Source organism: Paenibacillus sp. JL3B1040 (genome assembly GCF_057063165.1).
In genome coordinates this window covers 1265883-1282872 of the sequence record NZ_CM169317.1, presented here as the reverse complement: position 1 = coordinate 1282872, position 16990 = coordinate 1265883, and the positions used below count along the sequence as shown (strand labels likewise).

The window sequence follows — 16990 nt, the reverse complement described above, 5'->3', positions numbered from 1 at the left end:
AATGGCGTCAGAATCATGAAAGGGTGACAGCGATGAGCGACACGGCTGCGATCCAGGGACAGGAGCCTGTACAGGTATGCCTTTTGGCGGGAAAAATCATGCTGCAAAGCGGAGCGGAAACTTACCGCGTGGAGGACACGATGACCCGGATGGCCGATGCGCTGGGGCTTTCCGGATCGCATAGTTACGTGACGCCGACGGGAATCGTCTTTCAATCCGGCGAGACGCAATCGGCCAAGTTAATTCGCATCGTGGAGCGTACGACCGATCTGCAGAAGGTATCGGCGGTGAACGACGTTTCCCGGAAGCTCGGTAGCGGAGAGCTGTCGGCCGCGGAGGCGCAGGTCCTTCTGCTTGAGATCGAGACGATGAAGCACGCCTATCCCATGCCGCTGCAAATCGCGGCTGCGGCGCTGTCAAGCGGCTGCTTCACGCTGATGTTCCGCGGCCCATTGAGCGATTTCCTGCCGGGCCTATTGTGCGGCGGCTTAGGGTTTGCCGCATACCTGCTGTTCCATCGGCTGGTAAAGGTGAAATTTTTCGCCGAATTTACGGCTGCACTGCTGATCGGTCTTCTCGCGCTCGGTTTCGTGCAGTTATCCATTGGCCGAGAGCTGGATAAGATCATTATTGGCTCCGTAATGCCCCTTGTACCGGGCCTGCTGATCACGAATGCGGTCAGGGATCTGATGGCCGGTCATTTGGTTTCCGGATTGTCCCGCGGAGCGGAGGCCTTTCTCACGGCCTTTGCCATCGGAGCCGGGATCGCCGTCGTGTTTACATTGATTTGATAACGGCCGGAAGGAGAAGAAACCTCCGATGTATATCCTCGTTCATCTATTTGCCAGCTTTATCGCTTCAGGGGCTTTTGGCATCCTCTTTAACGCCCCGAAACGAACGCTGCTCCAGTGCGGCTTATCCGGCATGGTCGGCTGGATGGTGTACATCTTGCTGGAACAGCGGATGGGAGGCGTATTTGCGACCGTTGCCGCGACTTTTCTGGTCGGTGCCCTGAGCCAGCTGTTTGCCCGGATCTACAAGAAACCCGTCATTATCTTCAGCGTGGCCGGCATCATTCCGCTGGTCCCCGGCGGACTGGCATATGATGCCATGCGCCGTTTCGTGGAGAACCAATACGATCTGGCCGTCGAGCTCGCCGCCAAGGCCTTTCTTCTGTCCGGTTCGATCGCGATCGGCCTCGTATTGTCCGAAGTGCTGGGCCAACTTCTGATTCGGCGGGTACCGCGGCGTCTCCGCGGACGGCCGGCCAAATAAAAAACCGGCGCAGGTCCGCTTACTGCGGCAGCGCCGATTTCATCCAGAACGCGTTCACATAGACCAGTTCAAATCCGCATTTCAGCATATTTGCGTGGCTGCCCGACGCGAACTCGACATCGGTATACACCCGCTTCAGTCCGAGCGACGCCGCCGTCCGCAGCCGATGCCGGATCAGCGCCGTTTGCACGCCGCGTCTCCGCTGCTCGGGGAACGTGAAATCGTTGGCCAAATACCCGGAGTCCCCGCGAATAAACAAGGATCCCATGCCTGCAGGCTCCCCGTCTGCATAAGCGACGAAATTTTGAAAATCGTCCCGGTAAAAATACCCGCTCTTCCGCCGCGCAACCGCCTCGTCCGGCGCCATGCCTTCCCCCCCGCGCGACCTCTCGATCAGCCCGATAAAGGAAAGGGCTTCCTCCTCGCCGGAGACGCGGGCGATTTCGAACTCCGCCCCGGGTTGCGGCCATCTCTCATGCCCCGGATCCTCCCCGATGCGTTCATTCTTTAGAACAGCGAGCTGCAGCCTTGGCACGAACCCCTTCGCCGCCAAAGCCTCCGCCACCTCGCCGGTTTGCCGGTTCGGCGTCATATCGAAACACGGATCGATGCCTGCTTCGCCATATTCCGCGAGAATGTCGGTCAGCCGTTCCAAATCCGCCGGACCAAAACCGATCACGCGGTTATAATAGCTCGACTGCGGGGACATCTCGTCGATCATCAGCGTCGTCCCGCCGGTTTGCGCCACCCTCAAGCGGGATTCCGTCAAGAACAGGGAACGCTCATTATTGAATTTCGTCAACTCCGCTTCCAGAGCGATCACCCGTTCCATGTCGTCAAGCACGGAATGATTCTGCGGGGATGGCTTCTTCATGGCGTATTCACTCCTTTAAACCTTCCTTTGTTTCACTGTGAAGCCATTGTAACACACCCGGCGGCCGCAGGTCATTTTTGCATCTTCTATGCTGCGGCGGGCGTGATATAATAACAAGCGACTGCCTACGAACGGTATTCAATCTATGCGACAAAGAAAGAAGTGAACTGCTAGCTATGATCGGCGATATTGTATTGGACGTCGTTTTGCCCATTTTCGTCATAATCGGACTGGGAGCTTTGATGCAGCGCGCCTTTAAGCTCGATTTGTACACGCTGGCCAAGATCAATTTCTACTTCGTGACTCCCGCGGTCGTATTCGTAAGTATGTACGAATCGGAAATGTCGGCGGAACTGCTGGGAGGGGTTACGGGATTTTATGTATTGTACGTCCTCCTGCTCTATGGGGTCAGCCTGCTCGTCAGCCGGCGCTTGAAGTTTGGACCGGGCATGCGGGCCGCTTTCGCCAACAGTCTGATCCTCGACAACTCCGGCAATTACGGGTTGCCGATTAACCAACTGGTCTTTAAAGGCGATCCGCTGGCCGCTTCGGTCCAAGCGCTGGTCATGACGTTCCAGAGCCTGGTCACGTTCACCTATGGGGTGATGTCCGTTCAACGGGCCAAATCCGGCGGCACGCTAAAAGCCGCCCTGATCGGATTTCTGAAGATGCCCGTGCCTTACGCCTTGGTGCTGGGGATGGCGCTGCACTTGCTTGAGTGGCCGCTCCCTTACTTCGCGGCCAAGCCGCTGGGCTACATCGCCGACTCGATGGTCGCCATCGCTTTGCTGACGCTTGGCGCGCAAATCGTCAAATATCCGCTGCGGCTCGACCGGATCGACGTTTACGTTAGCGTAGCCCTGCGCCTGCTGATCGGTCCGGCCATCGGGTTCGCGCTGGTGTGGGCGCTGGGCCTCAAGGGGATCCCCGCCCAAGCCCTGCTGATCGCTTCCGGTATGCCGACCGGCGTGAACAGCACGATTCTTGCGGAAGAATACGACAACGAGCCGGACTTCGCCTCGCAAACCGTGCTGATCTCCACGCTGCTGAACATCATCACGATGACGGCCCTGATCTTCTTATCGCAATACGTCGGATAACGTTCAAGCGCCTTCCGCGGACGATGCGGAAGGCGCTTGTTCTTACCCGCGTTTAGCCGCCTTGCTGCAAAGCGGCCTCATGCTCTTTCACGAATTGTTCCGGTGTGACCGCTTTGCCGAACAGCGCCTGAATCATGTTCAGGTGCGTCTGCGCGGCGTTCCATTTCATCTGCACGTCGGCAAATAAAGTCAGGTTGCTGGCATTGTTCAGCTCATCCAGCAAATCGATATAGAGCTGCGGCAAATCCGAAGCGGAAGTGTCTACCTTCGTTGCCGGAATAACCCCCGCCGTGCTGACCGATTCGGCCCCCCACTTGCTGATGAAATACTCCACGAATTTCTTCGCTTCATCTTTGACTTTGGAGTTCTCCGCGACAAACAAGCCTACGCCAGGCCCGCCTACCCAACTGTTGATATCCCCCTTGCCGCCGGCGAAGGTCGGGAATTTGAAGAAGCCCACATTCTGTTTGAAACTCATGGGGACGTCCGGATTGCTCGTAAAGTTAGGAACCTCCCAAGTTCCTGCCAGGAACATGGCTGCCTGTTCATTCATGAATACGGATTTGCCTTCTTCATTGGACAAGCCGTTAAAGCCTTTGTTAAACGCGTTCATATCCACCAGCTGTTGAATTTCGGCAGCCGCCTGAATCAGCGCCGGATCCTCGAAGGTGCCGGAGCGGTCGATCGCCTTCTTCAACGTTTCCGGTCCGCCGAGCCGGTCGGCAAGGTACATATACCAGATCGAGCCCGTCCACCGGTCCCGGTTCCCAAGCGCGATGGGCGTTACCCCTTTGCTGTTCAACGTACGGATCACGTCCAGGAACTGATCGTAGGTATGCGGCACTTCCAGATCGTATTTATCAAAAATAGCTTTATTATAATAGATCGGCGAAATGTTCAGCTCGATCGGCAAGCCGTACGTTCTTCCCTGCACCGCGTAAGCATCGGTTGCGCCCGGAACGAATTGGTCCTTCAAGCCGCGGTCCAGCAAATCGTCGAGCGGGGCGAACAGGTCGCCCTTCACGTACGGGTCCATGAATCCGGCAGCCCAGGTGACGCCGACATCGGGAAGCTCGTTCGCGGCGGACAGGATTTTTAATTTGTTCTTATACTGCTCGTTTTCCATAACTTCCTGCTGAATCGTGATATTCGGATGCTCGGCTTGATACTGGTCGATAATCTCGTTCACCAGCCTGTTTTGCTGCGGAGAACTACCCGCCGGCCACAGGTGCATGAATTGGATGGTCACGTTCCCGCCCGCAGCCGATGTCTCCTGGCCTTCCGCGCCGCCTCCCGCCGCCTTATCGCCGTCGCAGCCGGAGAGTCCCAGCAACAGGAGAACTGCAATCAATAGAATTGACGCTGTTTTATGGTTGGACATGCCTTGATCCCCCTAGTCATCACACGGCGATTTCGTGTAACCGCTTCAATCCAAGTGTATCACGATGATGATTCCGCTTCCATAGCACGTCACGGGCTGGAATATTTTTTACCGCCATATCGCATCCTTCCCGCCCTTCCTAATCGTTCTCCTCCGTCTCCTTCGTTTGGCTGCGGTATTTGCTGGGGCTCATCCCTTCATAGCTTTTGAACACCTTGATGAAATATTTATCGCTTTGGTAACCCACCCGTTCGGCGATCTCCCCGACGGACAGCGTCGTTCGCAGCAGCAGCTCCTTGGCGCGAAGCACCCGCAACCGGCTGATATATTCGCTGAAGGTCAGGTCGGTCTGCTCCTTGAACAGCACGCTGAAATAACTGGGATTCAAGTGCAGCCGGTCGGCAACCTGACGCATCGTGATCGGCTCGTGCAAATGCTCGTCCAGGAACTTCAGCGCCTCGCGCACCTGAGGCGTATACTGCGTATCCGTCTCCTTCGTCTCCAGCAGCCGCGGGTCGACCAGCTTCTCCATCGTTTCGATCCGGTGACGGTCGTCCTCGACCCGCAGCGCCTGCTCCACGGCCTGAACCAGCTTATGCTTGTCCACCGGCTTGAGCAAGTAATTGACGACGCCCAGTTGCATCGCTTTTTGCGCGTATTCGAATTCCGCATACCCCGAGATGATGATCGCGACCGGTTTGAACTGCTTGTGGCGCTGCTGCATTTCGATCAGTTCCAGCCCGCTGATGCCGGGCATGCGGATATCGGTGATCAGCAGATGAGCGACATGGTTCTCCAGCCAAGCGAGCGCAGCCTGCCCGCTGTCCATCGCCTCGATCCGATATCGGCCGGCGGACCAGGCCTCCAGCGTTTTCGTAAACCCTTGTCTCGTTCTCGGCTCATCCTCCACCACCAGAATCGTTTTTGTCTGCTTCATGCCGTTCCCCCGTATTCATTAGGAATTTCAAAGCTTACGGTCGTTCCTTCGCCCGGGTGACTCGTCACCTGCAGCCCGAGGGTTTCGCCTTGCTCCCCGTCAAAATACAAGCGCAGCCGCCGCTGTACGTTCACGATACCGACCCCTGTCCCCTTGGTGGAAATGGAAGGCCCCCCTTCCATCGCCTGCTTCAAGCCGAGCAGCGTCTCCTCGTCCATCCCGGGGCCGTTATCTTGCACGGTGATTTTCACGTACCCCTCCCGCTCCGAGGATTCGACGCTCACGCTGACTACGCCTTGGCCGATTTGATTCTCGACCCCGTGCAAGATCGCATTCTCCACCAGCGGCTGAATCAGCAGCTTCGGAATTTTGACGTGGCTGAAATCGCCGGCATCAATAGACCAGGTTAGTCGTTCCGCAAGACGGATATCCATCAGTTGCAGATAACGTTCTACATGCTCGAGCTCGTCCTCGATCGTCACCCATTCGTCCTGGTTTGGGCTGCTGATGATGTACCGGAACAAACTGGACATGCCGACCACCAGGTTGGCCAGTTCCTCCTCGCCTTTGTCCTCCAGCGACCAATAGAAGGCCTCCAGTGTGTTGAACAGGAAATGCGGGTTGATTTGCGCCTGAAGCGCTTTGAGCTCGGTACGGCTTTGCAGGAGCTCCTTCTCGTAGACGACGCGGATCAATTCGTTCATATTGTCGACCATCTGGTTGTACGAATTGTTCAACTCGTTGATTTCCATCGTCTTGGAGAACATCGGATTGCGCTGCAGCACCCCGAACCTTGCCCCGCGCATCGCCTTGATCAGCCGAAAAATCGGCCGGGTGATCATGGTGGACAGGGACAGCGACATGATCAGGAACAGCAGCACCCCGATCGCTCCCGAAGCTAGGACCGCCGTGCGCAGGGCGGAAATCCCGCTGGTCACATAGCTGATCGGCGTAAAGAAGACCAGCGTCCATCCCGTCGCTTTGGAAGCTTGCTTCACCTTGATAAACTCTTGTCCGCCGATCGCGATGTTTTTCCCCTCGTTGCCCAGCAGTTCCTTCAAATCCAAATCCTCCGCGGGAAAGTTGAAATTCGTCGCGACCGGCCGCTGATTCCCATCGACCAGCAAAATGTATTCCCCGACTTCGCCATCGATCTGCTCTTGAATTTGAAAATAAGACCGGTCGATCCGGACCATGAGATATCCCCCGGACGAAAACCAGCGGTCGAGCAGGCTGACCCGGCGCAGCGCCAGCACGGAAGAAGGGTCGCGCGGATCGACGCCGATCCACACGAGCGCCCCTTTGCCCCAATTGGCCGCATTAATCCATTGCGATTCGGTCGTATCGATCAATTGGGTTTCGTTCAGCGGGAACAAGCGGCGGTAATCGTTCGTATACAATTCAAGCGATTTGATGCCGGTAACGTAAGCTTGGTAATCGCTAAATAAGGGCAACAGCGATTGGCGCGAGCTAAAGGGCGTCTCCTGCCCTTCGACCTCGGCCAGCAGCAGTTGCTGTACATAGTCGTCGGTGGCGACCTGCGTCGTCAACGTATTGATTTGGGCGATAAGCGCATCCAGGCGGCCGTTCGCTTGCAGGGCGGTTTGGCTGATATGCTTCTCGGCATTGGTTTCCAGCAGCGCGGACACCCGGGAATACGTCAGTACGCTGGCGATCCCTAGAACAAAAACCATCAGCAGCATGAAACTGATAAAGATTTGATTTCTTAAAGTAAACCATCGTTTCGGTTTTTTCACGTCCGGTCAATACCTTTCCGTCCAAAGTGTACCCTCCGATCCCATCATAATACCGAAAAAAGCCGGATGAAACTATGTCTTTTTCGAATCCGTCCCGTATAATGAGGAGGCGGCGGTTCCCGCCGCATAACAGTACATAAGCATTTTAATGGAAAAGGCCATGGTTTTCTACTGCGGTCACAAGAGGGAGAAGAGAATGATGACGATGAAGCCGATTGCGCCAAACCACGCGGTTTTTTTTGACGTCGACGATACGTTGTACGACCATCTGCAGCCTTTTCGCGCAGCGCTGGAAGAGACTTTAGGCACCGGGCCGGACTTTCCCTACGAGCCGGCCTATCACCGGATGCGCTACTACAGCGATTTCCTGTCCGCCGAGGCCGGCGGCACGCCGACGCATGGCCGAGTGCTCGAATCGATGCGAACCGAGCGCTTCGTGCGTTCGCTTGGCGAGTTCGGCCTCTTGCTGACGCCCGAACAGGCCGCGGCGGTTCAGTCCGCTTACTTAAACCGTCAATTTGACATCCGGCCGTTCCCCGGAGCGCTGGAGCTGATCGGCGCGCTGCAAGCGCGGGGCGCCATCGTCGGGGTGATTACGAACGGTCCGCCGGAGCACCAATGGATGAAAATCCGGGCGCTTGGGGCAGACCGTCTGATTCCCGCCGAGTTGGTGTTCATCTCGGGGGCGGTAGGCCTGACCAAACCGGACGTTCGGTTGTTTGAGCTTATTGCCGGGAAGCTCGGCAAGGCACCCGATCAGTGCTGCTATATCGGAGACTCTTGGCGCAACGACGTCGTAGGAGCGGCCGGTGCCGGCTGGCGCGTGATCTGGTTCAACCATCGCGGTGTCCGGCCCGAATCGGAGCCGTATCCCCGCCATGAACCGGTAACCGATTATGCCGAACTCACCCGGCTGCTGCTGGGCGAATCGTCATAGAACGAGAAGATCGAGGAATGCTGCACTAGACTGCAGCATTCTCTTTTTTTGGGCTTGGCATATCCCCCGCGCGTCTTCCTTGCATAGTTCGGCCATGGCTAAAGCACAATAGAAGAAAATACCTCGGCTGGAGGAATTGCACCTTGTTCTCCCGATTACTAAAATCCATCATCACGATGGCCAGACAAAGTCCCCAGCAGCAAACGTCTCATGTATCCGAACCCCAGGCTCCCGGCCCGCTGTCGCTGAACCGCGTGTTGGACGAATTCCGGGGCTGCTCCGATCTGAAGCATCGGACGTACCCGGTGATCCAGGCCGATATCTTATACTTCGATCACATGGTCGACAAGCAGAAGTTTATCAACAACGTGGTGATTCCGCTGGAAAACATCCGGCGGGAAGATCTGAACGGGCTCCTGCAGCAGTCCCAATTCATCCGCGAGGTCGATACAACGAAAGTTGTCCGCGGCGTTTTGGATGGGGATGCCGCCTTGTTCGTGCCGCAAGGAGTATATCTCATTTCCGTTTACGGACCCGAGATACGGCCGATCGAGTCGTCACAGACGGAGTCCTCCATTGTCGGCCCGCATGACTCATTTATTGAGTCGTTGGACACCAATCTGTCCATCATCCGCCGCAGGGTAAAAAGCAGCCGGTTGAAGGTCGGTCAATTCGAGGTCGGCGAAGTATTCAAGTCCAAGGTATGCTTACTGTATATCGACGAAATCGCCAATATGGATTTCGTCAACCGCATGTCCGACCGGATTCGCAGCATCGAATACAGCGCGGTTTTCGACGGCAGCATGTTCGTGCAATTGATCGAGGATTTTCCGTCTACGATCTTTCCGCTGTTCCTGACCTCGGAGCGTCCCGACGTCGCCGTCTCCAAACTAAATGAAGGCCGGGTCGTCGTCATTTTTGACCAAAGCCCCTCGGTCGTCATAGGGCCTACGACGCTCTTCGAATTTTTCACCTCACCCGACGATTATTACAGCCGCTGGGCCGTCGGCACGTTTCTTCGGGTCATGCGGTATGTCGCCTTTGTGCTTACGCTGACGCTCACCTCGATGTATGTCGCCATCACGACATACCATTACGAGATGATTCCGCAAAATTTGCTGGCCTCGTTGTCCGAATCGCGCAGCCGCGTCCCTTTTCCCCCGGTCCTGGAGGCTTTGCTGATGGAAACCACCCTGGAGCTGCTGCGCGAGGCCGGCGCCCGTCTGCCGTCCAAGATCGGACAAACGATCGGGATCGTCGGCGGGATCGTCATCGGCACGGCGGCGGTGGAAGCCGGATTTACCAGCAACATCCTGATCATCGCCGCGGCGATGTCCGCCATCGCTTCGTTCGTCATTCCCAGCTACACGATGAGCGGTTCGATCCGTCTCATTCGGTTTGCTCTAATCCTCTTGTCGGGGATGCTCGGGAATTTCGGATTCATGTTCGGCTTGGGACTGGTGATCATCCACATGTCCAAGCTGACCAGCCTGGGAGCGCCTTACATGCTACCGCTCGCGCCGGTGAAACCGACCGACTGGAAGGACACTTTTATCCGGGGGCCCTTCTGGATGTTTTCCAAGCGTCCGAAGCAATCCCGTACACCCAATCAAACAACCAACAAAATGAAGAAATAGGTGACCCAATTGGACCGGGAGAAACTGAATCGCTTCCATATCGCCCTCATGGTGTTCAACACCCAAAGCGGGATCGTCCTGTTCACCCTGCCGCGGATCACGGCCCGCTACTTTGGGACCAACGGCTGGTTGATGCTTGTCCCGATGTTCCTGCTCGTTACGCTGAACATTATGCTGATATCCGCGGTTTACCGGATGGGCGGGGGGAGATCCGTATTTGACATTCTCGGGGCCTCGCTGCCGCGGTTCCTTCTGATTCCGCTGTATGTGCTGCTATGGGGGCTGTTCAGCATGATCGGCTGTCTGGTCATCAAGCAGTATGCCTTGATCTATCAGATGCTGATCTTTCCGACAACCTCGGATATGTTGCTTAAGATCTATGTGGACGTACTCGTATTTCTCTATGTCGCTAAAGGGATCTACACCATGTCCAAGGCGAATGTCATCTTCTCGTTGCTGCTGTTGCTGCAAATTCCGCTCGCCTTTTTCTTCCTCGACGAATTCGATTTGGTACGGCTAACGCCGTTTTTGCTCCAGGAGGGAACAGATATGAAGGAGGGTTTTATCCGGCTATATGGCGCGTATATGGGATACGAGCTATGCCTTTTTCTGTTTCCCTATGCGGAAAACAACAAAAAATGGCTGAAATATATCCATCTCGGAAACGGGATCACCATGTTCATTTACCTGTTGGTCACCTTTTTGGCTTACGGCTTCTTCAGCCATAAAGCTTTGATTCATTCCTCTTTTCCGATACTCGACATGTATGCCTATTTAAGGTTTCCGTTCATTGAGCGCATTCAGAACTTTCTGTTCAGCCTGTTCCTGTTTTCGATCCTGCATACGGGGGCGATGTACTATTGGTCCGGCCAGGCGGTGATGTCGCAGGTCTTCCGCCGCATCCCCTGGAAAATGATCATTGTTCTATCCATGGTCGCAACCGCCTGTGTAGGATTGATTCCGAAATCCTTGATCGAGGTGGAAGCCTGGTTTCGATATTTGACGATCGCACAGCTCGGCTTCTCCTTCGGCTTCCCTTTGCTTCTGCTCCTGCTTCTTCTGATGCAAAGGAGGTTCAAGAAACATGCTTAGACGTCTATTCCTGACCGCCGTCCTCTGCTTCCTTCTCGCCGGCTGCAGTCAGGATCAGCGCATTCTGGAACGGATCGGCTATATCGAAACCGCCGCATTTGACGCGGCTCCCGAAAACAAGCTGCAAGCAACGATCAGTATGCCGCTGGTCACGCAGTTTGCCAAAAACGGCGAAACGACGGATGAGTTGCTCAGAACGACTTGTTCAAGCCCCAAGGAAGCGAAGTCGTCCCTATCCTTTCAGACCAGCCGAACCATCGTCAGCGGGCAGATTCGTACGTTTATGTTCGGGGAAGCGTTGGCCCGCCGAGGTCTTTGGACGTATATGGATACGTTCCTCCGCGACCCGAGCATTTCCATCCGGACCGCCATGATCGTCGTCGATGGGAAAGCCGGTGAATTGATCAGCCACGAATATCCGCGCCACACCAAAACGGCCAACTACATCAACAAGATGCTGCAAAAGGAATTCAACAATCAGTCAACGCCCCGCACCGCGCTGTATCAGTTTACCCGCGATTATTATGACGACGGGACGGACCCGATCGCCATCATAATCAAGGAGCAGGGCAAGGACATTGCCATCAGCGGCATCGCCTTGTTCCGGGGAGACCGGATGATCGGCAAGCTGCCCGGGGAAGATCTTTATCTGTTCTCGCTTCTGTATCAAAATCTGAAGCAAGGCGAGTTCAGCTTATCGTCGGATGACCCCGATCTGAAATCCATCTCCTTCCGGGCCGTCAAAAGCAAACGCCGGATCGAAGTTACGAAACGTTCGTCCGGCGAATACGAAGCGGATATTTATCTTAAGGTCGAGGGAGGCGTGGAGGAATACCTCGGCGGTGCAAAACTTAGCACGCCCGAACGAGCAAAAGTTGAACGTCTGGTCAGCCAGCACATCGCCACGGAATCGATGCGGATCATCAGGACGCTGCAGCAAAACCGAACCGATAGCATCGGTCTTGGCAAATACGTGCGAAACAAAATGGGTCACGAAGAATGGAAAAAAAACTCCTGGCACGAGTTGTTCCCTCAAATGCCGATACGCGTCCACTGCTCCTTCTACATGAAGAATTTCGGAGCTTATTTCGATTAGGGACAACCGTTCAGCGGCCTTAGCTCTGCAGCGCTTTCCTTTTCATGCACTGTAGGTTGAAGTTGAAAATGGCGGAATTTTTGTAAATTGAAAAAGGCAAAAGCCGCCTCTTTCCCCTTTGCGAGAGGAGAAGTTTTAAGAGGCGGCTCTTTACGATCCGCTACCTTAAACCTAATGCAAGTTCCTCTTTAGCTGCATACACCTCCATAAGCATTATTGCTCCTAGCTGAAACCCGTGAATAAAAGAGTCTGTAGCATGCATCGATTCGGATTGGCTGCGCAAATCGAGCATCGCTTCAAGCTGGTTGAACTCATCGGAAGATAGTTTTTCTTTCCATATTTTCATGGCTTCAGATACCTTTCTGCTAATCGTGCGGTATTCGGGATTTGTCGGAACGATACTTTCTTCCGGACGAATATCGCCGTAATATAAGGCTTCCAAGATACTCCTCATTTTCGATCTTCCTTTCATGTGGACTTCAATTTTCCTTCAAAGTACTCATGGTTTTTGCAGTAATCATTCTAGACCGATACGCTGTAACGTCACATTTTTATTATATGACGCTACAGCGTAACAGTCAATATATTTTTAGTACATCTATGGTATATTGTTCTATATATTACTTGGGGGAAAGATTGTTATGGGAAAAATAAAAATTAGATTACAGCAACTTTTGGATGAAAGGAATATTTCGCAACGTCAGCTAGCCATAATGGTCAATATGCGTCCTGGAACGATAAATGCCCTTTGCAGGGGAACAACGGACAGAATTTATATCAGCACCCTTGAGCAAATATGCAAAGCCTTAAATGTACACATTCATGAATTGATTGATATGGAGTAATGCAACTCCTGCGAGAAGTGGGACGAGACTATGGAATACAACAAAAAATGGCAACGCAAGGATCACTCCTTCGCATTGCCATTTCTCTTTTATAACACATGCTAGGACGAATACCAGGCCAAGAAAGCTTCCGCGACCACTTTGCCGGCTGCTCCGTTCGGATGGGGATCGTCCGCCGAGCTCATGAACTCTTGGCGCAGCCGATGCTCAAGGGGGGCGGGCTGAGACAGCAATGCCGCCATGTCAAACACGCGGTCGACACCCGGGAGCGAGGCGGAGCGGATTTGATCGTTGACCCGCCGCCAGACCTGCTCCCGCTCTTCGCTGAAGTTAAACGGAGGGACGGTAAACAGGATGATTTCCGCGGACGGGTCGTTTTGACGCAACGCGGAGATGATCGTCGTCAGATCGGTCAACAGCTCCTCGGATGTGCGAGCCCCGATGTCGATATCGTTCACCCCAAGCGCCAGGATCATCTGCGTCCCCGTCCCCGGAACCTGGCCCAGCATCACCTTGTCCAGCCAAGCGCCGCCTGCCGCGGCATCATAGGCTCTTGCCCAGCCGGAACCGAGATTCCATACGGCATAATCGCTTCCCAAGCCGTCGGCGATCCGCGCCACCCAATATTCGTACCCGTCCTTGCGGGTTCTCACGCCTTGCGTAATCGAATCGCCAAGGAATACGAGGCGCCGCTGTACCGGCTTTGCGCTGGCGATCAATGCGGGCAGCACCAGCAGATTTTCCGACGGTGCGAAGCCTTCGGCACCCGCCGCATCGGCGCATGCGCCCGGCGCGTCATAAGCGGTCACCAGCATCTGCTCGGTATTGTAAGGAACCGTTTTGCCCCCCGACTCCGTGGAAATCGTCCAAGTGAACGCCAGCAGATGCCCTTCCGGCAGATCGATCTTGACCGGGTCGCTCCAGAACTTCGCTCCGGGGGCAACCGCTCGGGTCCCGCTGCCGCCGTCAAACGTGACGCGAACCTGTGAGCCCGGTTCGACCGAACCGTCCGGTACCGCGCCGCCGTCCGCAACGTAGGCGGCTTCGATCCGCCATTCTCCGCCAAATGCCCCGCCGCGGGCGACCGATCCGGTATCCCACGTGGAATCGATGGCGTTGCTGTGCCAGAACCTAAGCTCCAGCGGCCCGTTTTCCCTTAATTTCACGTACGTCCGATAAGTATGCGTGAACTTGTCCGGACGCTCCATAATATAATTGCATGCCGCCGAAACGACGGTTGCCGAAGCATATTGATCCATCATCTGTATTTCTCCTCCATCCCGTCTGATGTAAACGACTTCATGTATGATTCTACCATGGGTCGTCCCTCCGAAAACAGAAACTTTTATGAGCGTGGAAGCGTCTAGTTACTATAGAACTTATTGGCACTTGTCATGGAAGGGAGCGTTTCGTTTTGAAAAAGAAATTCATCCTGCTGCTATTGGCGGCCTGCCTTGGACTTGGAACGGCCGGGGTTCATGCCGCAGAGGAGGCCGACAACCAAGGAAGCGGCAGCCCCTCGCTGAAGGAGGCTTTCAGCAAGCTGGCAATCATTCCTTACGACTACCAAGGCAAAGCGTTTATGCAAGGACAGAAGACGGATATCGGCGGGGATTACGAGGTCGTGCAGCGAAACGGACGCGTCCTCGTGCCGATCCGCCTGATGGGATACCTGGCCGAGCATACGACGGGGGAGAATCAAGGGTATTGGGACGTTGTCTGGAACGCCAAGACGCCTAATGATGTGCTCCTCCAAAACATTCCGTTAAAGAGAACGGTGAAGTTTAAGGTGAACAGCACGACGATGCTCATTAACGGCAAATCCGTGAAGCTCAACGTTCCCCCGCAAAAGATCGGCGGGCGCGTCATGCTGCCCCTAAGGGATGCCGCGACGGCGCTCGGCAAACATATCGATTGGCTGGACGGCCTGATCCTGATCGGAGATACGGCCATTGACCTCAAGCACCCGCAGACGCTGGCGGCGAAGGATTCCATCCGAACGCAGTTGACCGATCGGCGTAAACGGGTGGATTACGAGAACCTCTCAACCCCGCTGACTCAATTTGGAACCGACGTGTATTACCTGAAGACCGTTATCCGGGACAACGGCGCTTCCTTGGAGGAGCAGCTATTCCGGCAAACGGAAGGGAAAAAGGCAATCCGAATTCAAGTGCCCGGCAAGCCGATATTTCATTCGGGACAACGGATCGGGGATGATTATTATTACGTGTCGACCGTAAATAACCAAGCCGATCTGTACGCGTATGACCTCGGGAAACGGGAGGTGCGGAAAATCGCCTCGCTTGGCGACTGGCGGCCCGAAGACGGCTGGCTGTCGGATGTGCGGAAATGGGATAACGAGTTGTTCGTAAACCTCCATGTTGGGGATTTGACGATGGGCGGCGACACGCTGTACCGGGTAAAGAACGGGGCGCTGCAAGAGGTATTATCGGCCAAAGACTTTGTTGGTGCCGTCAAAGACCGGGATACCCTCTACTACACCGATTTCCGGTTTATGACGGAGATGGCGAACAACTTGAGCCGGCTCGACTTGAACACCGGGGAGAAGTCGTTGCTTGGAGAGCCCGGGTATGCCTATGGCGTCGCCCGCTCCGTGGAAAAAAACGAAGGGGTCGGGTTCAGGAGCGACTCCACGCTGGCGTTGAAGGACGGCGCACTCTATGCGATCGGCTTCAAGGATAGCGATTTGAAGGATCCCAACGCCGTGTACCGGATCGATACGACCGGCCGGACGCACGTGAAGCTGGCGACTGGCGCACGTCAATTCTGGCTGATCGGCGATCGGATCTATTATTGGGATGGAAGCTCGGGGCGCCTGATGCAAACGGGGCTGGAGGGCGGCGAGACCGCTAACGCCGTGTCGTCGCGAAGAATCTCCCAGATTCGGCTGTTCGAAAACGTATTTTATTATACGGCTTCGAACGGCAATGAGCTGGAGTTATTCCGCTTGGACCCGGCCACCGGCAAGGAGACGAGTCTGGCACCCCTGGCGCCCGGCGCTACGGCCGATACGACCTTCGAGGTCAACAAGTCCGGCGTCTACTACGTGTCCCAGGGCTACGAGCCCGGCATTTACCACATCGCTGCCGATGGCAAACAGCGCCGTTTGACCAAGGACAACATCGACCAATCCTTGTTGACCGAGTCGGGCATGCTGTATACGTTGGTTTACAAAGAAGGGGTATATTCGGTGAAATAAAGTAAATTCGCAGCTAAAAACGGCGGCAGCCTCGAAACTTCCACGACGAAGTTTGAGGTTTGCCGCCGTTATTATTTTCACGTTAGAGTACCCTCTGCAAAAAGGACCGGGTCCGCTCATGCCGAGGCGCTCCGAACAGCTGCTCCGGCCGGCCCGACTCGATGATTTCGCCGTCCGCCATAAACATGACGCGGTCGGCCACCTCCCGCGCGAAGCCCATCTCGTGCGTGACGACGATCATCGTCATCCGCTCTTCGGCGAGCCGCTTCATGACCTGCAGCACCTCGCCCGTCAACTCGGGGTCGAGCGCCGAGGTTGGCTCGTCGAACAGCAAAATCTCCGGATTCATCATCAGCGCGCGCGCAATGGCGACCCGCTGCTTTTGCCCGCCGGACAGATTGGACGGGTAAACGTCGGCTTTGTCGGACAGCCCCACCTTCTCCAGCAGTTCCGAAGCTTTAGCGCGAATGTCCGCAGCCGGCCACCCTTTGACCAGCTTGGGGGCCAATTCCAGGTTGCCGCGCACCGTGAGATGCGGAAACAGGTTGAAATGCTGGAACACCATGCCCATGCGGGCGGTGATTTCCTTGATTTTCGCGCCGCCGGCATACCGTCCGTCCTGTGCCAAAACCTCGCCGCCGATGCGGATGCTTCCCCCGTTGATTTCTTCAAGATGGGCCAGGGTGCGCAGCATTGTGCTTTTGCCCGAGCCCGACGGTCCGATCACCGCCAGCACCTCACTTGCCGCAACGTTAAAAGAAACGTCCTTAAGCACCTCCAGGGCGCCAAACGATTTTCGGATTTGATCGACTTCCACGATTGCTTGATTCATGATTCCA

16 protein-coding genes are annotated in these 16990 nt (G+C 55.3%); 9 read left to right on the top strand and 7 right to left on the bottom strand.

Annotated elements, in window-relative coordinates; all coding sequences use genetic code 11:
* Positions 1–32 precede the first annotated feature (32 nt).
* Positions 33–791 carry a threonine/serine exporter family protein gene (locus tag ACZF99_RS05555; RefSeq protein WP_483609758.1) on the top strand — a complete coding sequence of 253 codons (759 nt, stop codon included), beginning with the start codon at positions 33–35 and terminating at the stop codon, positions 789–791.
* Positions 792–819: 28 nt separating this feature from the next.
* The gene (locus ACZF99_RS05550) at positions 820–1275 is read left to right on the top strand and encodes a threonine/serine exporter family protein (protein WP_483609756.1); all 456 of its coding nucleotides are present in this window, start codon (positions 820–822) and stop codon (positions 1273–1275) included.
* Between the two features lie 19 nt (positions 1276–1294).
* Here ACZF99_RS05550 and ACZF99_RS05545 read toward each other — a convergent pair whose 3' ends face one another.
* Positions 1295–2149 (bottom strand): GNAT family N-acetyltransferase, encoded by an 855-nt coding sequence (locus ACZF99_RS05545; protein ID WP_483609755.1) that lies wholly within the window; start codon positions 2147–2149, stop codon positions 1295–1297.
* Positions 2150–2325: 176 nt separating this feature from the next.
* Between ACZF99_RS05545 and ACZF99_RS05540 the strand changes: the two genes are divergently transcribed.
* Complete coding sequence (locus tag ACZF99_RS05540) at positions 2326–3249, top strand: AEC family transporter (protein WP_483609753.1); 924 nt, start codon at positions 2326–2328, stop codon at positions 3247–3249.
* A gap of 52 nt (positions 3250–3301) precedes the next feature.
* On the opposite strand, the gene ACZF99_RS05535 is transcribed toward ACZF99_RS05540, so the two are convergent.
* The 3 genes from ACZF99_RS05535 to ACZF99_RS05525 all read right to left on the bottom strand — a co-directional run bounded on the left by ACZF99_RS05535 (position 3302) and on the right by ACZF99_RS05525 (position 7324).
* The gene (locus ACZF99_RS05535) at positions 3302–4630 is read right to left on the bottom strand and encodes an extracellular solute-binding protein (protein WP_483609751.1); all 1329 of its coding nucleotides are present in this window, start codon (positions 4628–4630) and stop codon (positions 3302–3304) included.
* Positions 4631–4769: 139 nt separating this feature from the next.
* On the bottom strand, positions 4770–5567 hold the full coding sequence (locus tag ACZF99_RS05530; protein WP_483609749.1) for a response regulator transcription factor: 798 nt from the start codon (positions 5565–5567) through the stop codon (positions 4770–4772).
* Positions 5564–7324, bottom strand: a complete 1761-nt coding sequence (locus tag ACZF99_RS05525) for a cache domain-containing sensor histidine kinase (RefSeq protein ID WP_483609747.1) — start codon at positions 7322–7324, stop codon at positions 5564–5566. Before ACZF99_RS05525 ends, ACZF99_RS05530 begins: the two co-directional genes overlap by 4 nt.
* 205 nt (positions 7325–7529) lie before the next feature.
* Here ACZF99_RS05525 and ACZF99_RS05520 point away from each other — a divergent pair, with 205 nt between their 5' ends.
* The 4 genes from ACZF99_RS05520 (at position 7530) to ACZF99_RS05505 (ending at position 12086) form a co-directional block, all read left to right on the top strand.
* The gene (locus ACZF99_RS05520; protein WP_483612559.1) at positions 7530–8261 is read left to right on the top strand and encodes an HAD family hydrolase; all 732 of its coding nucleotides are present in this window, start codon (positions 7530–7532) and stop codon (positions 8259–8261) included.
* Between the two features lie 143 nt (positions 8262–8404).
* Positions 8405–9898: a spore germination protein gene (locus tag ACZF99_RS05515; RefSeq protein WP_483609744.1), complete on the top strand. Its 1494-nt coding sequence runs from the start codon at positions 8405–8407 to the stop codon at positions 9896–9898.
* Between the two features lie 9 nt (positions 9899–9907).
* On the top strand, positions 9908–10990 hold the full coding sequence (locus ACZF99_RS05510) for a GerAB/ArcD/ProY family transporter (RefSeq protein WP_483609742.1): 1083 nt from the start codon (positions 9908–9910) through the stop codon (positions 10988–10990).
* The gene (locus ACZF99_RS05505; protein WP_483609740.1) at positions 10983–12086 is read left to right on the top strand and encodes a Ger(x)C family spore germination protein; all 1104 of its coding nucleotides are present in this window, start codon (positions 10983–10985) and stop codon (positions 12084–12086) included. Before ACZF99_RS05510 ends, ACZF99_RS05505 begins: the two co-directional genes overlap by 8 nt.
* A gap of 160 nt (positions 12087–12246) precedes the next feature.
* Here the strand turns inward: ACZF99_RS05505 and ACZF99_RS05500 are convergent, their stop codons facing one another.
* Entirely contained in the window at positions 12247–12540 is a 294-nt protein-coding gene (locus tag ACZF99_RS05500) for a DUF6809 family protein (RefSeq protein WP_483609738.1), read from the bottom strand.
* A 187-nt stretch (positions 12541–12727) separates the two neighbouring features.
* Between ACZF99_RS05500 and ACZF99_RS05495 the strand changes: the two genes are divergently transcribed.
* Entirely contained in the window at positions 12728–12931 is a 204-nt protein-coding gene (locus ACZF99_RS05495; protein WP_483609736.1) for a helix-turn-helix domain-containing protein, read from the top strand.
* Between the two features lie 101 nt (positions 12932–13032).
* Here ACZF99_RS05495 and ACZF99_RS05490 read toward each other — a convergent pair whose 3' ends face one another.
* On the bottom strand, positions 13033–14193 hold the full coding sequence (locus ACZF99_RS05490; RefSeq protein ID WP_483609734.1) for an SGNH/GDSL hydrolase family protein: 1161 nt from the start codon (positions 14191–14193) through the stop codon (positions 13033–13035).
* A 152-nt stretch (positions 14194–14345) separates the two neighbouring features.
* Between ACZF99_RS05490 and ACZF99_RS05485 the strand changes: the two genes are divergently transcribed.
* Positions 14346–16151 carry a stalk domain-containing protein gene (locus ACZF99_RS05485; protein WP_483609732.1) on the top strand — a complete coding sequence of 602 codons (1806 nt, stop codon included), beginning with the start codon at positions 14346–14348 and terminating at the stop codon, positions 16149–16151.
* Positions 16152–16233: 82 nt separating this feature from the next.
* Here the strand turns inward: ACZF99_RS05485 and ACZF99_RS05480 are convergent, their stop codons facing one another.
* Positions 16234–16983 (bottom strand): amino acid ABC transporter ATP-binding protein, encoded by a 750-nt coding sequence (locus tag ACZF99_RS05480; RefSeq protein ID WP_483609730.1) that lies wholly within the window; start codon positions 16981–16983, stop codon positions 16234–16236.
* Between the last annotated feature and the right edge of the window lie 7 nt (positions 16984–16990).

Bases quoted from the DNA above. Each gene is read 5' to 3' on its own strand.
- ACZF99_RS05550 (WP_483609756.1), top strand. From the start codon at position 820: ATGTATATCCTCGTTCATCTATTTGCCAGCTTTATCGCTTCAGGGGCT.
- ACZF99_RS05480 (WP_483609730.1), bottom strand. From the start codon at position 16,983: ATGAATCAAGCAATCGTGGAAGTCGATCAAATCCGAAAATCGTTTGGC.
- ACZF99_RS05505 (WP_483609740.1), top strand. From the start codon at position 10,983: ATGCTTAGACGTCTATTCCTGACCGCCGTCCTCTGCTTCCTTCTCGCC.
- ACZF99_RS05495 (WP_483609736.1), top strand. From the start codon at position 12,728: ATGGGAAAAATAAAAATTAGATTACAGCAACTTTTGGATGAAAGGAAT.
- ACZF99_RS05490 (WP_483609734.1), bottom strand. From the start codon at position 14,193: ATGATGGATCAATATGCTTCGGCAACCGTCGTTTCGGCGGCATGCAAT.
- ACZF99_RS05555 (WP_483609758.1), top strand. From the start codon at position 33: ATGAGCGACACGGCTGCGATCCAGGGACAGGAGCCTGTACAGGTATGC.
- ACZF99_RS05520 (WP_483612559.1), top strand. From the start codon at position 7,530: ATGAAGCCGATTGCGCCAAACCACGCGGTTTTTTTTGACGTCGACGAT.
- ACZF99_RS05535 (WP_483609751.1), bottom strand. From the start codon at position 4,630: ATGTCCAACCATAAAACAGCGTCAATTCTATTGATTGCAGTTCTCCTG.
- ACZF99_RS05545 (WP_483609755.1), bottom strand. From the start codon at position 2,149: ATGAAGAAGCCATCCCCGCAGAATCATTCCGTGCTTGACGACATGGAA.
- ACZF99_RS05540 (WP_483609753.1), top strand. From the start codon at position 2,326: ATGATCGGCGATATTGTATTGGACGTCGTTTTGCCCATTTTCGTCATA.
- ACZF99_RS05500 (WP_483609738.1), bottom strand. From the start codon at position 12,540: ATGAGGAGTATCTTGGAAGCCTTATATTACGGCGATATTCGTCCGGAA.
- ACZF99_RS05530 (WP_483609749.1), bottom strand. From the start codon at position 5,567: ATGAAGCAGACAAAAACGATTCTGGTGGTGGAGGATGAGCCGAGAACG.